Below are 21,036 nucleotides of genomic sequence, written 5' to 3' on the forward strand. Positions count from 1 at the left end.
GTTCAGGCGTTGTAGGCGGCGACCACCTCGGGGTGATCGAGGCAGGCGGTCGCGCCCTCGGCGACGCAGGTGAGCGGGTTCTCGGCCACCTTCACGCCGACGCCGAAGTGCTCTTCGAGCAGTTGTGGGAGACCACGCAGCATCGACCCGCCGCCGATCGCCAGGAGTCCCTCCGACATCACGTCCCCGATCGCCTGGGCGGGAAGGTCGTCGAGGCAGGTGGCCAGTGTCTGCACGATCTCGGTGATCGCCGGCCGCAGCGCCTCGATGATCTCCTCGGTGTCGACGGTGACCAGGCGCGCGCGCCCCGTCAACGGGTCGATGCCCTCGACGACGAGCGACCGGTCCTCGTCGGGGACGCCGATCTTGGCGTGTTCGGCGGTGAGGTCGCCGACGATGATCTTGTGCTCGGTCCGCAGGTATTGCCGCAGCACGTCGGTCAGGTGATCGCCCGCGAGGCGGCAACTGCGATTCGACAGGATGCCACCGAAGCAGAACGCGGTGACTTCCGAAGTGCCACCGCCGATGTCGACGACGAGGTGGGTGCGCGGTTCCATCGGGTTGATGCCGCAGCCGAGCGCACCCGCGACCGGTTCCGGTATGAGGCCGACCTTGCGCAGACCGGACTCGTGCCCGACCTCGAGAAGTGCGCGGCGTTCGAGGGGTGTGGCGCCCGCGGGCACCGCCATCACGCCCTTGGTGCGCGGGCTGAACCGCCGGTGCGGGACGGCGTGGTCGAGGACGGCGGAGACGTACGTCCGTGCCGATTCGAGGTCCACGACAACTCCGTCGCGTACCGGGCGCACCGACGAGAACCCGACAGGCGTGCGGCCCAGCAGGTTCCGGGCGTCCGTGCCGATCGCGAGGGCGTGCTCGCGATCCTTCGCTTTCACCAGCATGAAGGACGGCTCGTTCAGGACGACGCCGTCATCGGGCGTGCCGACGACAGTGTTTGCAGTTCCGAGATCGATCCCTAGTCCACGCACGTCGGCCTCCGAACGGGAGTGATGTGAGACGCATCACATCGTACGCAGTCAGGTGGCGTTCGGTCGACTTTGCGGTGAGCGGTCGCCGCCCTTCGGGCTCACGGTGTAAGTCCCTAGCCCGCGGCCGCGCGTACCGGCTCGGTGGACCTCATCAACTCGGCCCACGACTCGACGTTCGGGTGACGCTTGAGCAGTGCGCGTCGCTGGCGCTCGGTCATCCCGCCCCACACGCCGAACTCGACTCGGTTGTCGAGCGCCTCGGCGCCGCACTGGACGATGACGGGGCACCGGCGGCACGCGGCCGCCGCCTCGCGTTGGGCGGCGCCGCGAACGAACATCCGATCGGGGTGCTCGGCACGGCACAACGCACGGGCCGTCCAGGTGTGCGGCACCGCCGGCTGCGGGAGGTCGACGTCGGTGGGGGCGCAGTTCCGATACGCGGATCGCGGGTTGTTCGAGTACGTCACGAGATCACATGCTGCCCCCGCGCGAGGTCGTTCGCCCGCCGTACGACCCGAAGTTGGTCAACTGTCCATCTCGGGGCTACTGAAGGTCCCGTCGGCGGAACGCGACCAGCCCGATCGCGATCAGCGCGATGTCGATCAGGAGTAGCCAGAGCACCGGTGCGAGCTCGAATTCGGAACCCGGGACCCGGGGGGTGTGGGTGAACGGTTCGAGGTCGAGCACCCACTGCGGCATCCCGGAGATCGAGCCGAGCAGGTACACCGCGACGAATGCCACCAGCACACCCCAGGCGACGGGAGCGAATCGCGGCACCAGCCCGAACAGCAGGACTGCCACGCCGGTCAGCAGCCAGATCGCCGGCAACTGCACCAGTGCCGCGGCGAGCACTCCCGGCACCGTGCCGCCGACGTCGGAGGCCGAGATGCCGTAGGTGATCCCGGCGACGACTCCCGCCGCCAGCATCGCCACGGCCGGTCCCACGATCGCGAGGACGAGGTGGCTCGACGCCCACCGGGTCCGGCCGACCGCGCCGGACAGGACGAGCTCGCCGCGATCGGCGCTCTCCTCGCTGTGCAGCCGGAGCGCGGACGAGATCGCGATCGCCGCGGCGCCGACCGCCAGCATGGTGAACGCGATCGTGATGAACGAGTTCTCCAGTGCCTGTGAGCCGCCCATCCGGTTGACGATGTCGAGCACCGTCTGGTTGCTGCCGATCTCGTCGCCGATCCCGTGCACGACGCTGCCGATCAGCAAGGCGTACAGGCAGATCCCGATCGTCGACGCGATCAGCATGCCGCGCTGCAGCCGCCAGGAGAGCCCGAACGGGCCGCGGAGGGAGGGAGCTGCGGTCGGGGGGCCCAGACGCTCTGCGATCAACCCCGCGCCGACGTCCCGACCGCGCAGGAGGGCGTAGGCGGCCGCGGTCGCCACGACCGTCGTCGCCAGTGGAAGCAGCAGAACCCACCAGCGGTCACCGGCGTACGGGCGAACCTGGAGTGACCACCCGAGCGGGGACAGCCAGGACAGCGCCCCCGAACCGGCGTCGCCGACGGCACGCAGCGCGAAGGCAGTTCCGAGCACCGCGAACGCGATACCGCGGGCGACCCGGGCGCTGGCACTGAGCTGTGCGGCGACCGCGGCGACGGCGGTGAACACGCACCCGGAGGCGGCCAGCGCGAGTCCGAACGCCAGCGAGCCGGAACGGGGGACGTCGGTGGTGAACAGCCCCGCGGCGCCGATGGCACCGGTCAGCAGCGAGGCGCCGAACGAGACCGTCAACGCGGCGGTGAGGCCGGCGTACCGGCCGACCGAGGTCGAGTCGAGCAACTCCGTCCGGCCCGACTCCTCCTCGGCGCGGGTGTGCCGGATGACGGTGAGGATCACCGCGACCGCGATCAGCGTGTAGAACATGCCGGCCTTCCAGATGCCGACCGCGCCGAGGCTGTCGTTGTAGATGTTGCCGTACATGGCCCGCTGCGCGGGGCTCCCCATGATCGTCGCGGTTAAGGCCGCGCGTTCTGCCTCGGAGGGGTAGATGCTCTCGATGCTGCCCACGTAGACCGATGCCAGCGGCACCGAGAGGAGCAACACCCACAGCGGCAGGACGATCCGGTCCCGGCGCAGTGCGAGGCGCAGCAGGAGCAGCGTGCCGGAGAAGTTCGGGTCGCCGCGGGTGGTCGTCGTGGCGGGGCGCCCCCCGCCCGCGATCGTGGCGGTGCTCATGCCGTCACCTTCTCCCCGGTGGGTTCGGGTCCATCGATCTGGTAGTGCCGCAGGAACAGTTCCTCCAGCGTCGGCGGCTTGCTGACGAGGCTGCGGACACCGGCGTCGCCGAGCACGCGGATCAGCGCGCCGAGGTGTTCGCCGTCGACCTGGCAGTGCAGGGTGTGGTCCTCGAGGGAGACGTCCTCGACGCCCTCGAGGCGGCTGAGATCGCCTGGGTCGCCGAGGAGTTCGGCGCTGATCGAGGTGCGGCTCAGATGGCGCATGTCCGACAGCGCCCCGCTCTCGACCGACCGGCCGGCGCGGATGATGGTGACGCGCTGGCAGAGCGCCTCCACCTCGGAGAGGATGTGGCTCGACAACAACACGGTGACACCGCGCGCCGACGCCTCGGTGACGCACTCGCGGAAGACCTTTTCCATCAACGGGTCCAGGCCGGAGGTCGGCTCGTCGAGCAGTAGCAGGCCGGCATTCGACGAGAGGGCGGACACCAGCGAGACCTTCTGCCGGTTGCCCTTCGAGTAGGTGCGTGCCTTCTTCCGCGGATCCAGGTCGAAGCGTTCGACGAGTTCGTCGCGCCGGGATTCGTCCATGCCACCGCGCATCCGGGCCAGCAGGTCGATGGTCTCGCCGCCGGACAGGGACGGCCACAGCGTGACATCGCCTGGCACGTAGGCGATGTCCCGGTGCAGGTCGACCGCATCGGTCCACGGGTCGCGACCGAGAACCCGGGCCCGACCGGAGGTGGCGCGCAGGATCCCGAGCAGGACCCGGATGGTGGTGGACTTGCCCGCACCGTTCGGTCCGAGGAAGCCGTGCACCTCGCCCTCGGCGACCTCGAGGTCCAGGCCGTCGAGGGCGCGTACGTGCCCGAAATGCTTGTGCAGGTCGTGGACTTCGATGATTCCAGTCATCGATTCTCCTAGTTGTTCGTGCCGCTGACGGTGTCGGCCCGCTGGTCGACGACGGCGTCCAGGAAGGTGGTGTCGGTGAACAGTCCCTCGGTGTACAGCTCGAGCGCCGGGAACATGACTTCGTCGGTGAGATCTCGGATCGCGCGACCCCAGTCGACCGATTCGCCCTGCTCGCCCCGCATCTGCAGGAAGAGCAGCGTGCTGCCCAGCGACTGCATGGTGAGGTAGCGGGCCCGCGCGGCCGGATCTCGGCTCGGCCGAAGGGTTCCCGCGGCCACGCCGTCCGCGAGGTACTGCTCGGTGGTGGCGACGATGTGATCGAACATCGACTGCGCCAGCGCGCCGCCCGCCTGATAGCTGCGGACGACGTAGGCGATCAGGGGTGCGTACTCCTCGACCTCGGCGAGCTGCTGCAGCAGTCCGGCCGCGCTCGGCCGGGTGAGGGACTCCGTCTTGGCCACCCGGATGATCTCGAGGACGTGCGCGTCGCATTCGGCGCGCAGGCCCTCCTTGGATCCGAAGTGGTGATTGACCAGGCCCGGCGACACGCCCGCGGCAGCGGCGACGGTGCGTACGCCGGTCGCGAACCCCTGCTCGCCGAACACGGTGATGGCGGCGTCGCGGATGCGGGCGCGGGTGGTCAGGTCCCGGTCCGGGCCTGGCCGATCGACCATGGCTGAACGCATGTTCAATATATTAAACGGGTGTTCAGTGCGCTGGCAAGGGTCGGCCCCGTCAAGGAGTCGTCAAGATCGGATCAGCCGCGGGAGGCGCAGAGCAGTCCGTCGCCGACCGGCAGCAGGACCTTCGTCAGCCGCTCGTCCTCCGCGATCGCGCGGGCCGCCGCGCGCACCGCGAGGGTGGTGGCATCACGCGCCGCCGGATCGGCGACCCGGCCACCGAGCAGGGCATTGTGCAGGACGATCACCCCGCCCGGGCGCAGCAGGCGCACGCCCTGCTCGACGTAGTGCGGGTGATCGTCCGGCGAGGTGTCGATGAACACCAGGTCGTACGCGCTGTCCGCGAGTCGCGGCAGCACGTCCAGGCCCCAGCCGTTGATCAGCCGGGTCCGGCCCGGGGCGATGGCGCCGGCCCGGAATGCCTCCTTGGCGGCGCGCTGGTGTTCGGGCTCGTGATCGATCGTGGTGAGCACGCCGTCGCCGCGCATGCCGTCGAGCAGCCACAGCCCGCTCACGCCCGCGCCGGTGCCGATCTCGACCACGGTCTTGGCGTCGAGCATCTGGGTGAACAGGCTCAGGAGCGCGCCGACGGACGGCGGCACCGGGTCCGCACCGAGATCCTCGGCCCGCTCACGTGCGGAAACGAGGACGTCGTCTTCCATGACCGAGTCCTCGGTGTGGGCCAGCATCTGGTCGCCATTGGTCTGCACGACCACGAGGTTATCGCCGTCGCGCCCCGCCCGCCTTCAGGCGCGCGCTGCGCAACCCCTCCCAGGGTGCGCACCACGGACATTCTCAGGCGACGCTCAGGTTGCTCACATTCGGCACACATTCGGATGCGACAGGGTGAGTCCATCACGAGATCCGCAGACTGCACCGGAGGGAGGCGCGGACGATCGCGTCGAGGGAACAATCCGGACAACCCGGGAGTTGTACCCCTCATGCGCACGTAGTCCGCGCGCTTGCCACCAGCTGTCCCGAGCAGGAGGTTCCACCAATCTCGATGGTCAACGCCCAGTCAGTCACGAGCACCGAGGTCGCCGAGTCGGCCGAGCTGAGCGGCACCGCCGCCTTCGACGCCAGCGGAGACCAGTCCACCATGCCGTCGTGGGACGAACTCGTCCGCGAGCACGGCGACCGCGTCTACCGACTTGCCTACCGGTTGTCGGGTAACGCCCAGGACGCCGAGGACCTCACCCAGGACACCTTCATCCGGGTGTTCCGTTCGCTGTCGAACTACCAGGCCGGAACCTTCGAGGGCTGGCTGCACCGGATCACCACCAACCTGTTCCTCGACATGGTCCGCCGTCGGAATCGGATCAAGATGGAGGCGCTGCCGGAGGACTACGAGCGGGTTCCCGCGGAGGGGCCCGATCCCGAGCAGATCTACCACGACGCCCGCCTCGACCCGGACCTGCAGTCCGCGCTCGACTCCCTCGCACCGGAGTTCCGTGCCGCGGTCGTACTGTGTGACGTCGAAGGTCTGTCGTACGAAGAGATCGGTGCCACACTGGGAGTCAAGCTCGGCACCGTCCGCAGCCGCATCCATCGCGGCAGGCAGGCCTTGCGAGAGCACCTGACCGCCGCACAGTCCCGGCGGTCCGGGACCGGGAAGTTGACAATCGCGTGACAGTGCAGGAGGGATGGATGACGCAGGCCCGCAAACCGCGCCAGTTCAGCTCGACCGAGCACTTGGCCAGTGAGGCGGTTGCCGCGTACGTCGACGGCGAGCTGCAGATGAACGCCTACCTGCGGGCGGCGCAGCACCTGTCGATGTGCCCGGAGTGCGCGGCCTCGGTCGAGGCCCAGCAGCACGTGCGCGGCGCGTTGCGCCGTGCCTCCGAGATCAGCATGCCCACCTCGCTGTTCGGCCTGCTCAGCCAGATCCCGACCTGCACCTCGCCCGTCGACGAGGGCGACGACCGGGCCAAGGCCGTGGACCGCGACGTGCAGTTCGGCAGGCGGCGGGGGTACCTCTCGTCGATGGTCACCTCCTATTCGCTCTCGACGTGGCGCCGACGGCGCTAGATGCTGCGTCGCGTGCCCCGGGGGCGCGGGCGTCGGCGATACTGGGTCGCGTGACTGACGACTACGAGCGGTGCTCGGCCGCGTGAACTCGGACTCCGCCCTGCCGACCACGCCCGACGGCTCGACACCGGAGCGACTGGCGCCGCGACCGCTGTACCGCCCCACCGTCGACGCCGCGTCGGCTGCGGCGTTCTCTCGCCCGGAGGGTGTCACCGAGCCATTCGTCCCGGGTGCCGGCGCCGATTCGCCTGAGGCGGACCCCACCCTGTCCGTCCGTCCGCCCGACCCGGTCCTGGCCGAGGCGTTCGGTCGCCCCGAGGGCGAGACCGCGACCATCCAGCGCGACCCGGACGCATCCGTGTCCGCCGAGTCCGCGGCACCGGCCGTGTCCGACCCGTGGCGCGATCCCGCGGCCGCGGTGCGGCTGGGCGCCGCGGCAGTGCAGACCCCGCCGCCCGCACCGCTTCCTCCCGCCGCGAAACTCGGGGTGCGCGAGGTGCTGCTCGGCGAACGGGTCGCACCGCGTGCCCTGGCCGTGCTCGTGGGTGCCGCACTCGCGATCGGGCTGGTCGGAGGGATCATCGGCCGTGTGACGGCGGAGAACGTCGGTGCACTGACCAGTCAGAAGGTCGAACTGACCCAGTCCGGCGACGGTGGCCGCGAGGCAGGGCAGGTCGCCAAGGTGGCGCAGGCGGTGCTGCCGTCGGTGGTCTCGATCCAGGTCGCTCTCGGCGACCAGTCCGGCACCGGTTCGGGCGTGGTCATCGACGGTGCCGGCTACATCGTCACCAACAACCACGTCGTCTCGTTGGCCGCGAGCGATCCCGCCAAGGCCACCTTGCGGGCCGTCTTCTCCGACGGCACCCGGGCCGAGGCCCGGATCGTCGGCCGCGACACCAAGACCGATCTTGCGGTGCTCAAGGTCGACGTGGGCAATCTGACGGTCGCGCAACTCGGCAAGTCCGCGGACCTGCAGGTGGGGGAGGACGTCGTCGCGGTCGGCTCCCCCCTCGGGCTCAGCAAGACCGTGACCAGTGGCATCGTCAGCGCGCTGCATCGGCCGGTGCGGCTGAGCGGCGAGGGCACCGACACCGACGCCGTGATCGACGCGGTCCAGACCGACGCGGCGATCAACCCCGGCAACTCCGGTGGCCCGCTCGTCGACGACCAGGGGCGTGTCATCGGCATCAACTCGGCGATCCGCAGCGAGAGCGGGGGGTCGGTCGGCCTCGGATTCGCGATTCCGGTCGACGACGTCACCAAGGTCGCGCAGGAACTGATTCGCACCGGTGCGATGCACCACTCGGAGATCGGCGTCAACGCCCGTTCGGTGACCAATGACCAGACCGCGGGCGCACAGGTGGCGAACGTGCAGGCAGGCAGCCCAGCGCAGCAGGCGGGCCTCGTCGAGGGCGACGTCATCGTCAAGGTGGGGGACCGCACCGTCGCCAACGCCGACGAGCTGGTTGTCGCGGTTCACCAGCAGCCGGTCGGGCAGTCGGTGCCGGTTCAGGTGATCCGTTCGGGGCGCGAGGTCGAGGTGCAGGTGACGCCGGTTTCGGACTGAATGCCCGGACTCGGCTGTGAAGTCGCCCCGAATTCTGTACACGTCGCGGCGCGGTGGTTGACGGACACGTAGTCTGGTCAGGTGTTTGGCAACATTGGCTGGGGCGAGTTCATGGTCCTCCTCGTCGCGGCGCTCGTGATCCTCGGACCCGAGCGGCTTCCCGGTGCCGTCACGTGGGTCACCAAGTCCCTGCGGCAGGTGCGTGACTACGCGAGCGGCGCCACCGCGCAACTCAAGGACGAGCTGGGCCCGGAGTTCGAGGACCTGCGCAAGCCCCTGTCCGACCTGCAGCAGCTGCGGGGCATGACGCCGCGCACGATGATCACCAAGCATCTGCTCGACGGCGACGACTCGCTGTTGAACGACCTGGACATCTCGAAGGCGATCAACGGAAGCGGCAACGGAAGCGGCAACGGAAGTGGGCCCGCACGCCCACCTGTCGCACGTCCGGAGTCGAAGCCGCTCGAATCTGGCGAGCGTCCGCCGTTCGACGCCGACGCCACCTGACACTCCGCCACTCACGCACCGAGCCCCGCCGCGATACTTCGCGGCGGGGCTCGGTGCATCGGTGCGGGGCTACGACGACCCGAAGAGGTTCTCGATCAGCCCGGGCTCGCCGACCCATCCGCTGCCGGCGTCGAGCGAGCCGAACATCGGCCGGATCGGGCTCGGGGCCACCAGGTCACGGTGGGTGATCTCGAAGACGATCGTGTCGTCGACCGTGCAGTGGTGGCGCACCTGGTAGACGCCGTCGGCGACCCCGCCCCACGAGTAGCCCTGCCAGCCGTCGTCGCCGGGTGAGGTCGGGGCGATGTCCTCGACCACGGTGCCCGTGGCCTGGTCGATCAGGGTGGCCCCGCACAGCGTGCCCAGCGGAACGTTGTTCACCGACGCCGTCACGTCGTTCTCGGTCACGTCGGCGGTCGATTCGATCGACGTGGCGGAGGCGATTGCCGGGGCGAGCACGAGCAGTGGCGCGGTGGCCGCCGAGACGATCGCCGCACGCAGGAGAGCACTCTTCATTCCCGATCCCTGTCGTCGGACGCCGCGGTCCCGCGGCGTCGTTGAGTAATTCGTCTGCGAAGGTAACAATCGGGACGAATCGCCGTGCACGAAACGGGTGATTTGTCAGTGTCTCGGGGTTACAGGTGTCTTCGCCATACGATGGCGGAATCGAGAACCACGATGCATCGGGGTGCAGCTCATGCAGGACGTCCTCGCGGATCTGATGAAGATCTGGCACGCAGGCGGTACCGCCGGTGTGGGCACGGTCGTGGCGACATTTCGCTCGGCACCGCGACCGGCAGGCGCGGCGATGGTGGTCGCGCCGGACGGGACGGCGTCGGGTTCGGTGTCGGGCGGCTGCGTCGAGGGTGACGTGTACGAGCGTGCCGTCACGGTTGTCGAGACCGGGAAGCCGGTACTCGAGCGCTACGGCGTGAGCGACGACGACGCGTTCGCGGTTGGTCTGACCTGCGGCGGCATCATCGACGTCTACATCGAGGCGGTGTCGCCGGCGAGCTTTCCGGAGCTCGCCGACGTGGCTGACGACATCGCGGCAGGCCGGCCGGTGGCGGTCGCGACCGTCGTCGACCATCCCGACCCCGGCCGGGTCGGGGCGCGGTTGATCGTGCACCCGGACCGCGCCCGCGGGACGGTCGGTTCGGCGCGCGCCGACGCAGCCGTCGCGGACGACGCCCGGGGTCTGCTGGCCGCGGGTCGGACGGCGGTGCTCGGCTACGGGGAGGACGGGCAGCGGCGCGGGGAGGGTATGCGCGTGTTCGTGCACTCGCACGGCCCGAGGCCGCGGATGCTGGTGTTCGGGGCTATCGACTTCGCCGCCGCGGTCGCACACCAGGGCGCGTTCCTCGGCTACCGCGTGACCGTGTGCGACGCTCGGCCGGTGTTCGCGACGCGGGCGCGCTTCCCGACCGCGGACGAGGTGGTCGTCGACTGGCCGCACCGGTACCTGCAGGAACAGGTCGAGGCGGGGGCCGTCGACGGCAACACCGCGATCTGTGTGCTGACCCACGACCCGAAGTTCGACGTGCCCTTGCTGGCGGTGGCGTTGCGACTGCCCGAGATCGGCTACGTCGGGGCGATGGGCTCGCGCCGCACACACCTGGATCGACTCGAGCGGCTGCGTGAGGCCGGGCTGACCGAGGCCGAGCTGGGTCGGCTGTCGAGCCCGATCGGTCTCGACATCGGTGCCCGCACGCCCGAGGAGACCGCGGTGTCCATCGCGGCGGAAATCATCGAACTGCGCTGGGGCGGCGGCGGGGAGCGGTTGACCTTCGTGCCGGGTCGGATCCACCACGACGGACCCCCTCCCGACTGTTGACAGCGCCGCCGGAGCGGCCGACGCTGAAGTGGTCGGTGGGGTGAGCGAGGTGGATCCCATGCAGGTGCCAGGGCCCTTCGAGTACGAACGAGCGACGAGCGTCGACGACGCGATCGGTTTGCTGGACAGGCACGGCGACCGAGCCCGGTTGGTCGCCGGCGGCCACAGCCTGCTGCCGATGATGAAGCTGCGCCTGGCCGCCCCCGAGTGGTTGATCGACATCAACCCGCTGCACGACGAGTTGGGACGGATCGTCGTGGACCCGCGCGGCGCGCGGATCGGCGCGATGGTTCGGCACCGCCAGCTGCTCGAGTCGCCCGAGCTCGCCGCGCTGTGGCCGATCTTCCGGGACGCCGAGCGGGTGATCGCGGACCCGACGGTCCGGAACCGGGGCACCATCGGCGGATCGCTGTGCCAGGCCGACCCCGCCGAGGACCTCACCACCGTGTGCCGGGTCCTCGACGCGACCTGCGTCCTGCGCGGCCCGGCCGGTGAACGCACCGTGCCGATGTCGGAGTTCCACGTCAGGCCGTACGAGACGGCGGTCGCGCCGAACGAGATCCTCACCGAGGTCCGGATCCCGTTCCGTGACCACGGATCGAACGCGTACGAGAAAGTCGAACGGCGCGTAGGTGATTGGGCGATCGCGGCGGCGGGCGCCGCGGTCTGGCTGGACGGTCCGGTCGTCGTCGACGCCCGGGTCGGGCTGACCGCGGTGAACGCGGATCCCGCCGGCTTCGGGGAGGTCCACGAGTTCCTGGTCGGCAAGGCGTGCACCGAGGAGGTCGCCCGGTACGCGGGCGAGCTGGCCTCTCGGCACTGCGAACCGGTGTCGGACCAGCGCGGCAGCGCGGACTACAAGCGGCACCTGGCGAAGGAACTGACCCGCCGCACCCTGCTCGCCGCGGCCGGGCGGGTGCACTAGCCGGGCCGTGAGCACCGGCTGTCGAGCACGGAAGGACGAGAAGCGATGCAGGTGACGATGACCGTGAACGGCGAGGAGGTCACCGCGGAGGTCGAACCCCGGATGCTTCTCGTGCACTTCCTGCGGGACCAGCTGCGGCTGACGGGAACCCACTGGGGCTGCGACACCAGCAACTGCGGCACCTGCGTGGTGTGGGTCGACCGCGAGCCGGTCAAGTCCTGCACGATGCTGGCCGTGATGGCCGCCGGGCACGAGGTCCGCACCGTCGAGGGCCTCGAGCACGACGGCGCACTCGACCCGGTCCAGCAGGGGTTCATCGAGTGCCACGGCCTGCAGTGCGGGTTCTGCACGCCGGGAATGATGATGACGGCGCGGGCGCTGTTGGACCGCAACCCGCATCCCGACGAGCAGGCGATCCGGGAGGCGATCTCCGGCCAGATCTGCCGCTGCACCGGGTACACCACGATCGTGCGGTCGGTGCTGTGGGCGGCCGAGCACGAGGAGGGCGCCGAGCGGGCACCGGAACCCGAGCAGCACACCGGTCCTACTGCGGCGCAGCCGGACTCGACGCCGCCGCCCGCGGAGTCGCCGCGAACCAGCGAGCACATCGGAAGTGGATCATGACCACCGTCGACCGCCCGGTCCCGGACCAGCCCGACGCCGACCACATCGACAACGACACCAAACCCGTCGGCTACGGCCGCATGCTCCGCAAGGAGGACCCGCGGTTCGTGCGGGGGCGGGGCCACTACGTCGACGACATCGTCCTGCCCGGCATGCTGCACCTGGCGGTGTTGCGCTCACCGGTCGCGCACGCCCGCATCGTGAGCGTGGACACCACTGCGGCGCAGGCACATCCGAAGGTGCGGGCGGTCATCACCGGGGCCGACCTGGCCGAGCAGGGACTGGCCTGGATGCCGACCCTCTCGAACGACGTGCAGGCCGTGTTGGCCACCGACAAGGTGCGATTCCAGGGCCAGGAGGTGGCCTGCGTGGTCGCCGAGGACCGGTACTCGGCCCGCGACGCGCTCGAGTTGATCGACGTCGAGTACGACGTTCTCGACCCGGTGATCGACGCCCGCCGGGCGCTCGACCCGGACGCCCCGGTGATCCGCACCGACCTCGACGGCAAGACCGACAACCACGTCTTCGACTGGGAGGCAGGCGATGCCGCGGCCACCGCGGCCGCCTTCGCGAAGGCGGATGTGATCACCCGGCAGGAGATCGTCTACCCCCGGGTGCACCCGGCTCCGATGGAGACCTGCGGCGCCGTCGCCGACTACGACGCGGTCGACGGCAAACTGACCCTGTGGTGCACCTCCCAGGCCCCGCACGCGCACCGAACCCTGTACGCGCTGGTCGCGGGGCTGCCCGAGCACAAGATCCGCGTCGTGTCCCCGGACATCGGGGGCGGGTTCGGCAACAAGGTGCCGATCTATCCCGGCTACGTGTGTGCCATCGTCGCGTCGCTGGTCACCGGCCACCCGGTCAAGTGGATGGAGGACCGCAACGAGAATCTGACCAGCACCGGGTTCGCTCGGGACTACATCATGCAGGGCGAGATCGCGGCGACGAAGGACGGCAAGATCCTCGCCGTCCGCACCGACGTCCTCGCCGACCACGGCGCCTTCAACGGCACCGCCGCGCCGGTGAAGTACCCGGCCGGGTTCTTCGGTGTGTTCACCGGCAGCTACGACCTCGAGGCCGCGTACTGCAAGATGACCGCCGTGTACACGGACAAGGCGCCGGGTGGGGTGGCGTACGCGTGCTCGTTCCGGATCACCGAGGCGGTGTACCTGGTCGAGCGACTGGTCGACTGCCTCGCCTACGACCTCGACATGGATCCGGCCGAGCTGCGATTGCGAAACCTGCTGCGGCCGGACCAGTTTCCGTACACCAGCAAGACGGGCTGGGTGTACGACTCCGGCGACTACGAGACCACGATGCGCAAGGCCATGGACATGATCGGCTACGCCGACCTGCGCCGCGAGCAGGCCGAACGCCGCGAGCGGGGCGAGCTGATGGGCATCGGGATGTCCTTCTTCACCGAGGCAGTCGGGGCCGGACCCCGCAAGCACATGGACATCCTGGGGCTCGGCATGGCCGACGGCTGCGAGCTGCGGGTGCACCCCACCGGCAAGGCGGTGCTGCGGATCTCGGTGCAGACCCAGGGGCAGGGCCACGAGACGACGTTCGCGCAGATCGTGGCGGAGGAGCTCGGCATCGCGCCGGACGACATCGAGGTGGTTCACGGCGACACCGACAACACCCCGTTCGGTCTGGGCACCTACGGCAGCCGGTCGACGCCGGTGTCGGGTGCGGCCGCGGCGCTCGTCGCGCGCAAGGTCCGGGACAAGGCCCGGATCATCGCGTCCGGGATGCTCGAGGTCTCCGTCGCGGACCTCGAATGGACGAAGGGCAGCTTCCACGTCGCCGGTGACCCGACCGCGGCCGTGACGATCCAGGACACCGCCATGCGGTCCTACGGCGCGGGGGACCTGCCGGAGGGGCTCGAAGGCGGCCTCGAGGCCCAGATCTGTTACAACCCCGAGAATCTCACCTATCCGTACGGGGCGTACTTCTGCGTCGTCGACGTCGACCCGGGCACCGCGGTGGTGAAGGTGCGCCGGTTCCTCGCGGTCGACGACTGCGGTACCCGGATCAATCCGATGATCATCGAGGGCCAGGTGCACGGCGGGCTGACCGACGGCATCGGGATGGCGCTGATGGAGATCATGGCGTTCGACGAGGACGGTAACTGCCTGGGCGGGTCGTTCATGGACTACCTCATCCCGACCGCGCTGGAGGTGCCGCACTTCGAGACCGGATTCACGGTCACGCCGTCGCCGCACCACCCGATCGGGGCCAAGGGCATCGGCGAGTCCGCGACGGTGGGATCCCCGCCCGCGCTGGTCAACGCGGTGGTGGACGCGCTGAAGCCGTTCGGGATCCGGCACGCGGACATGCCACTGACCCCGTCGCGGGTGTGGGAAGCGATGCAGGGCAGGGCGGCCCCGCCGATCTAGGAGCTGAACACAATGGTGCGGGTTGTGCAGATGAACGCCCGGATCGCCGAGCTCACGGAGCGCAGGCAGCCGTTCGTGCATGCCACGGTGGTGCGCGCGCAGGCGCCCACGTCCGCGCGCGCGGGCGACGAGGCGATCGTGTTGCCCGACGGCACCATCGAGGGCTTCGTCGGCGGCCAGTGCGCGCGGAACTCGGTGCGTGTCGCCGCGCTCGGCGCCTTGCGTTCCGAGGAGAGCGTGCTGCTGCGGGTGCTGCCCGACGGCGCCCCGGAGTTTCCCGACGCGCCGGGCGCGGCCGTCGTGGTCAACCCGTGCCTGTCCGGCGGGGCCATGGAGATCTTCCTCGAGCCCCGGCTGCCGGCCCCGGTCGTGCGCGTGGTCGGCGCGACGCCGGTGGCCGACGCGGTCGCCGAGCTGGCGCGGTTCCTGGACTTCGCGGTTCGGCGGGACGGAGACGACGGCTCGGAGGACCCGGTGGCGGTGATCGTCGCGAGCCTCGGAGAAGAGGAACCGCGGGCGCTGCGAGCCGCGCTGGACGCGGGGGCGGGCTACGTCGGTCTGGTCGCGAGCCGGGTCCGCGGCGCCGCCGTGATCGACCAGCTCGAGCCCACCGCCGCGGAACGGGCCCTGGTGCACACCCCCGTCGGCCTGCCGATCGGCGCGCGGACGCCGGCGGAGATCGCCGTGTCGGTCATGGCGGAGGTGGTCCGTGCCCGCCGGGTCGAGCGGCTGGGCGTCGTGCCCGCCGCGGCCCCGGCCACGGACCGCACGACGGACCCGGTGTGTGGGATGGAGGTGGCGGTGGGCCCGGACACCCCGCACCTGACGGTCGAGGGTCGGGACTACTGGTTCTGCGGCCCCGGATGCCTGCGTGCCTACGAGAAGGAGCGTGCGCGATGTTCGTGACCGGACTGGTACTGGCGGCGGGGGCCTCGCGCAGGCTCGGCCGACCGAAGCAGCTGCTGCCGTACCGCGGCGCCACCCTGCTCGATGCGAGCCTGCGACTCGCGCGTTCCTGCAACTTCGACCAGCTCCTGGTCACGGTGCCCGGCTCGGCGGAAGCCATCGAGTCGACGGTGGACCTGCACGGCGCCACCGTGGTGCACTGCGGCGAGTCCGCCGGCGGCTGCTCGTCGTCCGTGAAAGCGGCTGTGGCGGAGGTTGATCCGCGCTCGGACGGCATCGTGTTGCTGCTCGGGGACCAGCCGGGGATCGCAGCGGAGGCCGTCGCGGCGCTGATCGCGCACGCGTCGGCCGACACCATCGGCGTCTGCCGCTACGCCAACGGGCGGGGGCATCCGCTGTGGTTGGGGCGCTCGGTGTTCGGGCGGCTGGCGGCGCTGCACGGTGACAAGGCGGTGTGGAAGCTGTTCGATTCCGCGGCGGCGGTGGTCGTCGAGGTGCCGGCATCGGGCGAGGTGCCCGCCGACGTCGACACCTGGGACGACTACCGGATTCTGCTGGACCGGGACGAGGACCGGGACGCGGGCCAGGACCGGAATGCGTCGTGACGGCCCCGCAGTTCGCGGACATCGCCGACGTCATCGCGCGGTTCGACGCGCAGGATTACCTGCTGGACGAGGGCACCGCCGCGGCGATCTACCTCGCGTCCGCGCTGGGACGTCCCCTGCTGCTCGAGGGCGAACCGGGGGTGGGTAAGACCACCGCGGCGAAGGCGCTGGCCGCGGCGCTCGGCGCCGAACTGATCCGACTGCAGTGCTACGAGGGTCTGAGCGCGGCCGAGGCGCTGTACGACTGGAACTACCAGCGTCAACTGCTGGCGATCAGGCTGGCGGAGTCGCGCACCGAGCGGCTCGACGAGGCCGACCTGTTCACCGAGGAGTTCCTCCTGGAGCGGCCGATCCTGCGGTGCGTTCGGCACCGTGGTGGTGCGACCCCGGTACTGCTGGTCGACGAGATCGACCGTGCGGACGACGAATTCGAGGCGTTGCTGCTGGAGTTCCTCGGCGAGGCCGCGGTGACGGTGCCGGAACTGGGAACCTTCGCCGCGCAGGCACCGCCACGAGTCGTGCTGACGTCGAACCGGAGCCGCGACCTGCACGACGCCCTGCGCCGCCGCTGCCTGTACCACTGGATCGACTATCCCGAACCGGCACGGGCGGTGGCGATCCTGCGCCGTGTCGTGCCCGCGGCCAACGAGGCGCTGATCGCGACGGCGGCGCAGTTCGTGGGTGAGGCGCGGCGGCTCGACCTCGACAAGCCGCCGGGTGTCGCGGAAGCGATCGACTGGGTGGCGGCGCTGGCAGCGTTGGGCACCAGCGAACTCGTCCGGGGCGACGCGGCGGCGAGTATCGGGGCGATCGCCAAGACGCCCGACGACCGCGTCGCGATCCTCGCACTGCTCGACGACGCCGATCTCGACCGGTCCGGAACGTGAGATGAAGGGGCGCAGACAATGAAGTTGCAGCACGAATTCCCGGTCAGTGCACCGGTGGACGTCGCGTGGGAAGCGCTCACCGACCTGGAGAGTGTTGCGGGGCTGCTCCCGGGGGCACAGTTGACAGGTCGGGACGGTGACGCGTACCTCGGCCGGGTCAAGGTGAAGGTCGGCCCGGTCGTCAGCGAGTTCGCCGGACGCGCAGAGTTCCGGGAGAAGGACGACGCGGCGCACCACGCGGTGATCGAGGCCAAGGGTCGGGACTCTCGGGGCGGCGGGAACGCGTCGGCGACGATCACCGTGGCGCTCGACGAGCACGAGGGCCGGACCTCGGCGACCGTGGACACGGACATGAAGGTCGTCGGCAAACTGGCGCAGTTCGGCAGCGGCATGATCGCCCAGGTGTCGGAGAAGCTGATGGACCAGTTCGTGGACGCGCTCGAGGCCAAGCTGTCCGGCGGCTCCGAGCAGCCGACACTCACCGTCGTCCCGACCCCCGGCGAGCGGGAGGGCCTTGCGGATTCGGTTCCGGCACAAGCGGAACCTGAACCGCTGGATCTCGTGGCGTTGGCCCGGCCGACGCTCGTCCGATGGTGGCCGCACGCCGTCGCGGCACTGCTCGCCGGAATCGCGGTGGTGACTGCGATCCGGCTACTTCGCCGACGATGAGCACCGCCCCGATCGCCCGCCGAGTCGACCTCGCGGCGTTCTCCGTCTCGTTCACCGGTCGGCTGCGGGCCGCGGGGATCGGAGTGTCGGAGGGCGCCGCCGCCGAGTTCGCCCGCGCGCTGGCCCTGCTGCGGCCCGCCTCGCCGTCCCGGCTGTACTGGGCGGCGCGACTGACCCTGGTGCGCAGGCAGGGCGACCTCGCCCGGTTCGACGAGGCGTTCGCGGCGGTCTTCGGTGGCGGGGTACTCGCGATGGACCCGGATGCCCGCCGGCCGAACCCGGCGTCGCCGCCCAACCCACAGGGCACCGTGGTCCCGTCGCGGTCGGGGGGCGTCGGCGCGGGTCTGGCCGGGATCGGGACATCCGCGGCAGCCCCGGCCGACACCCGCACGGCCCGCGACGAGGACGATCGGACCGGCGTCGTCGCGGATCGGCTCCCGAGCCGCGTGGTCGCGGCAGGCGGCCGGCCGTTCGGGCAGTTCGAGGAGGACGAGCTGCGGGCGTTGCGCGCGTGGCTGGACGCGGCCGCCGCCGGGTGGCCGCAGCGACGGACCCGGCGCGAACGCCCCCACCAGGCGGGTCGTCGGGTTGCCCTGCGCGAGACCATCGCCCGATCGAGGCGGACCGGGTGGGAGGCGGTGCGGATCGTGCGGACCCGGCCGGTGCCCCGACCGCGGCGGATCGTGCTGGTGTGCGACGTCAGCCAGTCCATGCAGCCGTTCGTCGATGCCTGCCTGCACCTGATGCGGGCGGCGGTGCTCCGCGGCGACGCGGAGGTCTTCGCCTTCTCGACGCGGCTCACCCGGCTCACCGCCGTGCTGGCCCACCGGGCCGGTGGCGCCGCCGCCGCGCACGCGACCGCGACGGTCCGGGACCGGCTCGGCGGCACGCACATCGCCGGCAGCCTGCGCGAGCTGCTCGGCTCACACCACGGCAACGCCCTGCGGGGGGCGGTGGTGGTGATCGCCTCCGACGGTTGGGACAGCGACACCCCCGAGGAGCTCGGCGCCGCGATGGCGCGCCTGCACCGCCGGGCCTACCGGGTGATCTGGCTCAACCCGCGGGCCGGGGCGCCGGGGTACCGGCCGCTGGTCGGCGCGCTGGCCGCCGCGCTGCCGTACGTGGACGAGTTCGGCGGCTTCGCCGCGCAGTCCTACAGGTGACGGGTGGTGTCGATGCCGAGGGACATGCCGGCGAGGCCGCGGGAACGGACCGCCAGTTTCTCCGCGATCTCGAGCAGCGCGGTGCCGGCCGGGGAGTCGGGGGCGCCGAGCACGATCGGCACACCCTCGTCGCCGCCCTCGCGGACGGCCTGCTCGAGCGGGATCTGGCCGAGCAGCGGGACCTTCGCTCCGACGGCCTTGGTGAGCCGGTCGGCGACGGCCTGACCGCCACCCGACCCGAACACCTCCATCCGGGTGCCGTCCGGCAGCTCCATCCAGGACATGTTCTCGACCACGCCGGCGATGCGCTGGCGGGTCTGCAGCGCGATCGCGCCGGCGCGCTCGGCCACCTCGGCGGCGGCCTGCTGCGGGGTGGTCACCACCAGGATCTCCGCGTTGGGGATGAGCTGCGCCACCGAGATCGCGACGTCGCCGGTGCCGGGCGGCAGGTCCAGCAGCAGCACGTCCAGGTCGCCCCAGAACACGTCGGCGAGGAACTGCTGCAGTGCACGGTGCAGCATGGGACCGCGCCAGACCACCGGGGTGTTGCCCTGGGTGAACTGGGCGATCGAGATCAGCTTCACGTCGTGCGCCTGCGGCGGCATGATCATCCGCTCGACCTGAGTCGGCTTGGCGTCGGTGCCGAGCATGCGGGGGACCGAGTGGCCGTAGATGTCGGCGTCGAGCACGCCGACCGACAGTCCGCGGGCGGCCATTGCCGCTGCGAGATTGACTGTGACGGAGGACTTTCCGACTCCGCCCTTGCCGGACGCGACGGCGTACACCCGGGTCAACGAGCCGGGCTGGGCGAACGGGATGACGGGCTCGGCGGAATCACCGCGCAGCGACCGGCGCAGTTCGGTGCGCTGCTCGTCGTTCATCACGTCGAGCTCGACGCGGATCGCGCCGATGCCGGCGACGTCGGCGACCGCCTTGGTCACCCGGTCGACGATCTCGGTGCGCATCGGGCAGCTCGACGTGGTCAGGTAGACGACGATGTCGACGCCCCCGTCGTCGGCAAGGTCGATGCTCTTGACCATGCCCAGGTCGGTGATGGGCTTACGGATCTCCGGGTCGAGCACCTTGGACAGGGCGCTGCGAACATCGGACTCGGTCACTGCTGACATGACACCAATGGTAGGTGTCGTGCGGTCAGTGGATTCGCGGCAGGGCGTCCGCGGTGGGGTTGATGCCCGTCGAGTAGGCGAGAGACCAGGCGGTCACGTTCGCGACGTAGGCCATCGAGTTGTTGTAGCGCAGGATCGCCTTGGTGGCCGAGGCGAGGTCGCGCATGTTGGTGCCGCCGTCGCAGAGGTAGTTGCCGGTGGACGCGGCCGCGTCGAAGAGGTTCTGCGGGTCGGCCACGCCGTCGCCGTTGCCGTCGATGCCGTAGCGGGCCCAGGTGCTGGGGATGAACTGCGTCGGCCCGACCGCGCGGTCGTAGACCGGGTCGCCGTCCAGCTTGCCGCCGTCGGTGTCCATGATGACGGCCTGGCCGGGCAGGCTGCCGTCGAGCGGGAGGCCGATGATCGGTTTCAGCAGGTTGCCCTTGTCGTCGGCCTCGCCGCCGTTCGCGTGGCTGGACTCGACGCGGCCGATGCCCGCGATCTGCTGCCAGGTGATGCCGCAGCCCGGCGCGCGTTCGGCGAGGGTCTTCTCGGCGGCCTGGTAGGCGGCGAAGTTGATCGCGGGGATGCCCAGCGGTCCCTGGGGCAGCGGCGCGGGAGCGGGTGCAGGCGCGGGAGCGGGCGCCGGGACCGGTGCGGGTGCTTCGGGGGCGGGAGCCGGCGCCTGGGTCGTCGGCGCGGTTGCCGTCGCGGGGGCGGGGGCGGACTGCGGCGCCGGGGCGTCCGCGATCGGGGCCGACTTCGCGGTGAGGAACGGGACGGGCGATGCGCCCGAGGTGGCGGCCACCGAGATCAGTCCACCGGGGACGAGGCCGGTCAGAGCGATGACCGAATTACGTCGAATTTTCGAGTTCGATTTCTTGCTGTGCCGACCCACCGAAATACCTCCTGCGGCCCCGGGCGGGGCGTGCTGCTCCTGTAGACCGCACCCGACGCTACCCGATTCGAGATATTTCCGTTATTCAACCGTGATCAGAATGCCCGTTATTGCCCCCATCGATGCAGGTAAGGGCGGGTGTAAAAAA

22 protein-coding genes are annotated in these 21,036 nt (G+C 70.6%); 13 read left to right on the forward strand and 9 right to left on the reverse strand.

The window, feature by feature from the left end:
• Window positions 1-2: 2 nt before the first annotated feature.
• From ACFVH2_RS08015 to ACFVH2_RS08040, 6 genes are all read right to left on the reverse strand, one after another.
• Entirely contained in the window at window positions 3-986 is a 984-nt protein-coding gene (locus ACFVH2_RS08015) for a rod shape-determining protein (protein WP_378420058.1), read from the reverse strand.
• A 113-nt stretch (window positions 987-1,099) separates the two neighbouring features.
• Window positions 1,100-1,453, reverse strand: a complete 354-nt coding sequence (locus ACFVH2_RS08020) for a WhiB family transcriptional regulator (RefSeq protein ID WP_378420057.1) — start codon at window positions 1,451-1,453, stop codon at window positions 1,100-1,102.
• A 76-nt stretch (window positions 1,454-1,529) separates the two neighbouring features.
• A complete protein-coding gene (locus ACFVH2_RS08025; RefSeq protein WP_378420056.1) occupies window positions 1,530-3,173 on the reverse strand; it encodes an ABC transporter permease in 1,644 nt (547 codons plus the stop codon).
• Window positions 3,170-4,087: an ATP-binding cassette domain-containing protein gene (locus ACFVH2_RS08030; RefSeq protein WP_378420055.1), complete on the reverse strand. Its 918-nt coding sequence runs from the start codon at window positions 4,085-4,087 to the stop codon at window positions 3,170-3,172. The genes ACFVH2_RS08025 and ACFVH2_RS08030 overlap by 4 nt, the downstream gene beginning before the upstream one ends.
• Before the next feature lie 8 nt (window positions 4,088-4,095).
• The gene (locus ACFVH2_RS08035; protein ID WP_378420054.1) at window positions 4,096-4,773 is read right to left on the reverse strand and encodes a TetR family transcriptional regulator; all 678 of its coding nucleotides are present in this window, start codon (window positions 4,771-4,773) and stop codon (window positions 4,096-4,098) included.
• Between the two features lie 71 nt (window positions 4,774-4,844).
• Entirely contained in the window at window positions 4,845-5,456 is a 612-nt protein-coding gene (locus ACFVH2_RS08040) for an O-methyltransferase (protein WP_378420501.1), read from the reverse strand.
• A gap of 314 nt (window positions 5,457-5,770) precedes the next feature.
• Here ACFVH2_RS08040 and sigE point away from each other — a divergent pair, with 314 nt between their 5' ends.
• The 4 genes from sigE to tatB all read left to right on the forward strand — a co-directional run bounded on the left by sigE (window position 5,771) and on the right by tatB (window position 8,869).
• Entirely contained in the window at window positions 5,771-6,397 is a 627-nt protein-coding gene (sigE, locus tag ACFVH2_RS08045; protein ID WP_378420053.1) for an RNA polymerase sigma factor SigE, read from the forward strand.
• Between the two features lie 17 nt (window positions 6,398-6,414).
• Complete coding sequence (locus ACFVH2_RS08050; protein WP_378420052.1) at window positions 6,415-6,795, forward strand: anti-sigma factor family protein; 381 nt, start codon at window positions 6,415-6,417, stop codon at window positions 6,793-6,795.
• Between the two features lie 82 nt (window positions 6,796-6,877).
• Window positions 6,878-8,362: a S1C family serine protease gene (locus ACFVH2_RS08055; RefSeq protein WP_378420051.1), complete on the forward strand. Its 1,485-nt coding sequence runs from the start codon at window positions 6,878-6,880 to the stop codon at window positions 8,360-8,362.
• A gap of 81 nt (window positions 8,363-8,443) precedes the next feature.
• The gene (gene tatB, locus ACFVH2_RS08060) at window positions 8,444-8,869 is read left to right on the forward strand and encodes a Sec-independent protein translocase protein TatB (RefSeq protein WP_378420050.1); all 426 of its coding nucleotides are present in this window, start codon (window positions 8,444-8,446) and stop codon (window positions 8,867-8,869) included.
• Between the two features lie 69 nt (window positions 8,870-8,938).
• Here tatB and ACFVH2_RS08065 read toward each other — a convergent pair whose 3' ends face one another.
• Complete coding sequence (locus tag ACFVH2_RS08065; protein ID WP_378420049.1) at window positions 8,939-9,385, reverse strand: hypothetical protein; 447 nt, start codon at window positions 9,383-9,385, stop codon at window positions 8,939-8,941.
• Between the two features lie 181 nt (window positions 9,386-9,566).
• Here ACFVH2_RS08065 and ACFVH2_RS08070 point away from each other — a divergent pair, with 181 nt between their 5' ends.
• The 9 genes from ACFVH2_RS08070 to ACFVH2_RS08110 are packed head-to-tail and all read left to right on the forward strand — an operon-like array spanning window position 9,567 to window position 18,884.
• Window positions 9,567-10,703 carry an XdhC family protein gene (locus tag ACFVH2_RS08070; protein WP_378420499.1) on the forward strand — a complete coding sequence of 379 codons (1,137 nt, stop codon included), beginning with the start codon at window positions 9,567-9,569 and terminating at the stop codon, window positions 10,701-10,703.
• A 58-nt stretch (window positions 10,704-10,761) separates the two neighbouring features.
• On the forward strand, window positions 10,762-11,628 hold the full coding sequence (locus tag ACFVH2_RS08075; RefSeq protein WP_378420048.1) for an FAD binding domain-containing protein: 867 nt from the start codon (window positions 10,762-10,764) through the stop codon (window positions 11,626-11,628).
• Window positions 11,629-11,673: 45 nt separating this feature from the next.
• On the forward strand, window positions 11,674-12,252 hold the full coding sequence (locus tag ACFVH2_RS08080) for a (2Fe-2S)-binding protein (RefSeq protein WP_378420047.1): 579 nt from the start codon (window positions 11,674-11,676) through the stop codon (window positions 12,250-12,252).
• On the forward strand, window positions 12,249-14,654 hold the full coding sequence (locus ACFVH2_RS08085; protein WP_378420046.1) for an aerobic carbon-monoxide dehydrogenase large subunit: 2,406 nt from the start codon (window positions 12,249-12,251) through the stop codon (window positions 14,652-14,654). Before ACFVH2_RS08080 ends, ACFVH2_RS08085 begins: the two co-directional genes overlap by 4 nt.
• 24 nt (window positions 14,655-14,678) lie before the next feature.
• Window positions 14,679-15,560, forward strand: a complete 882-nt coding sequence (locus ACFVH2_RS08090; RefSeq protein WP_378420497.1) for an XdhC family protein — start codon at window positions 14,679-14,681, stop codon at window positions 15,558-15,560.
• Window positions 15,551-16,165: an NTP transferase domain-containing protein gene (locus ACFVH2_RS08095; RefSeq protein WP_378420045.1), complete on the forward strand. Its 615-nt coding sequence runs from the start codon at window positions 15,551-15,553 to the stop codon at window positions 16,163-16,165. The genes ACFVH2_RS08090 and ACFVH2_RS08095 overlap by 10 nt, the downstream gene beginning before the upstream one ends.
• Window positions 16,162-17,052: an AAA family ATPase gene (locus ACFVH2_RS08100; RefSeq protein WP_378420044.1), complete on the forward strand. Its 891-nt coding sequence runs from the start codon at window positions 16,162-16,164 to the stop codon at window positions 17,050-17,052. The genes ACFVH2_RS08095 and ACFVH2_RS08100 overlap by 4 nt, the downstream gene beginning before the upstream one ends.
• Before the next feature lie 18 nt (window positions 17,053-17,070).
• Complete coding sequence (locus tag ACFVH2_RS08105; RefSeq protein ID WP_378420043.1) at window positions 17,071-17,721, forward strand: SRPBCC family protein; 651 nt, start codon at window positions 17,071-17,073, stop codon at window positions 17,719-17,721.
• Window positions 17,718-18,884: a VWA domain-containing protein gene (locus ACFVH2_RS08110; protein ID WP_378420042.1), complete on the forward strand. Its 1,167-nt coding sequence runs from the start codon at window positions 17,718-17,720 to the stop codon at window positions 18,882-18,884. The genes ACFVH2_RS08105 and ACFVH2_RS08110 overlap by 4 nt, the downstream gene beginning before the upstream one ends.
• Here the strand turns inward: ACFVH2_RS08110 and ACFVH2_RS08115 are convergent.
• Together ACFVH2_RS08115 and ACFVH2_RS08120 are read right to left on the reverse strand one after the other, a co-directional pair.
• A complete protein-coding gene (locus ACFVH2_RS08115) occupies window positions 18,875-20,011 on the reverse strand; it encodes an Mrp/NBP35 family ATP-binding protein (RefSeq protein WP_378420041.1) in 1,137 nt (378 codons plus the stop codon). The genes ACFVH2_RS08110 and ACFVH2_RS08115 overlap by 10 nt on opposite strands.
• 25 nt (window positions 20,012-20,036) lie before the next feature.
• On the reverse strand, window positions 20,037-20,888 hold the full coding sequence (locus ACFVH2_RS08120; RefSeq protein WP_378420040.1) for a lytic transglycosylase domain-containing protein: 852 nt from the start codon (window positions 20,886-20,888) through the stop codon (window positions 20,037-20,039).
• Between the last annotated feature and the right edge of the window lie 148 nt (window positions 20,889-21,036).

Origin of the sequence: Rhodococcus sp. NPDC127527 (genome assembly GCF_042672245.1) — a bacterium.
Lineage (GTDB): Bacteria > Actinomycetota > Actinomycetes > Mycobacteriales > Mycobacteriaceae > Rhodococcus_G.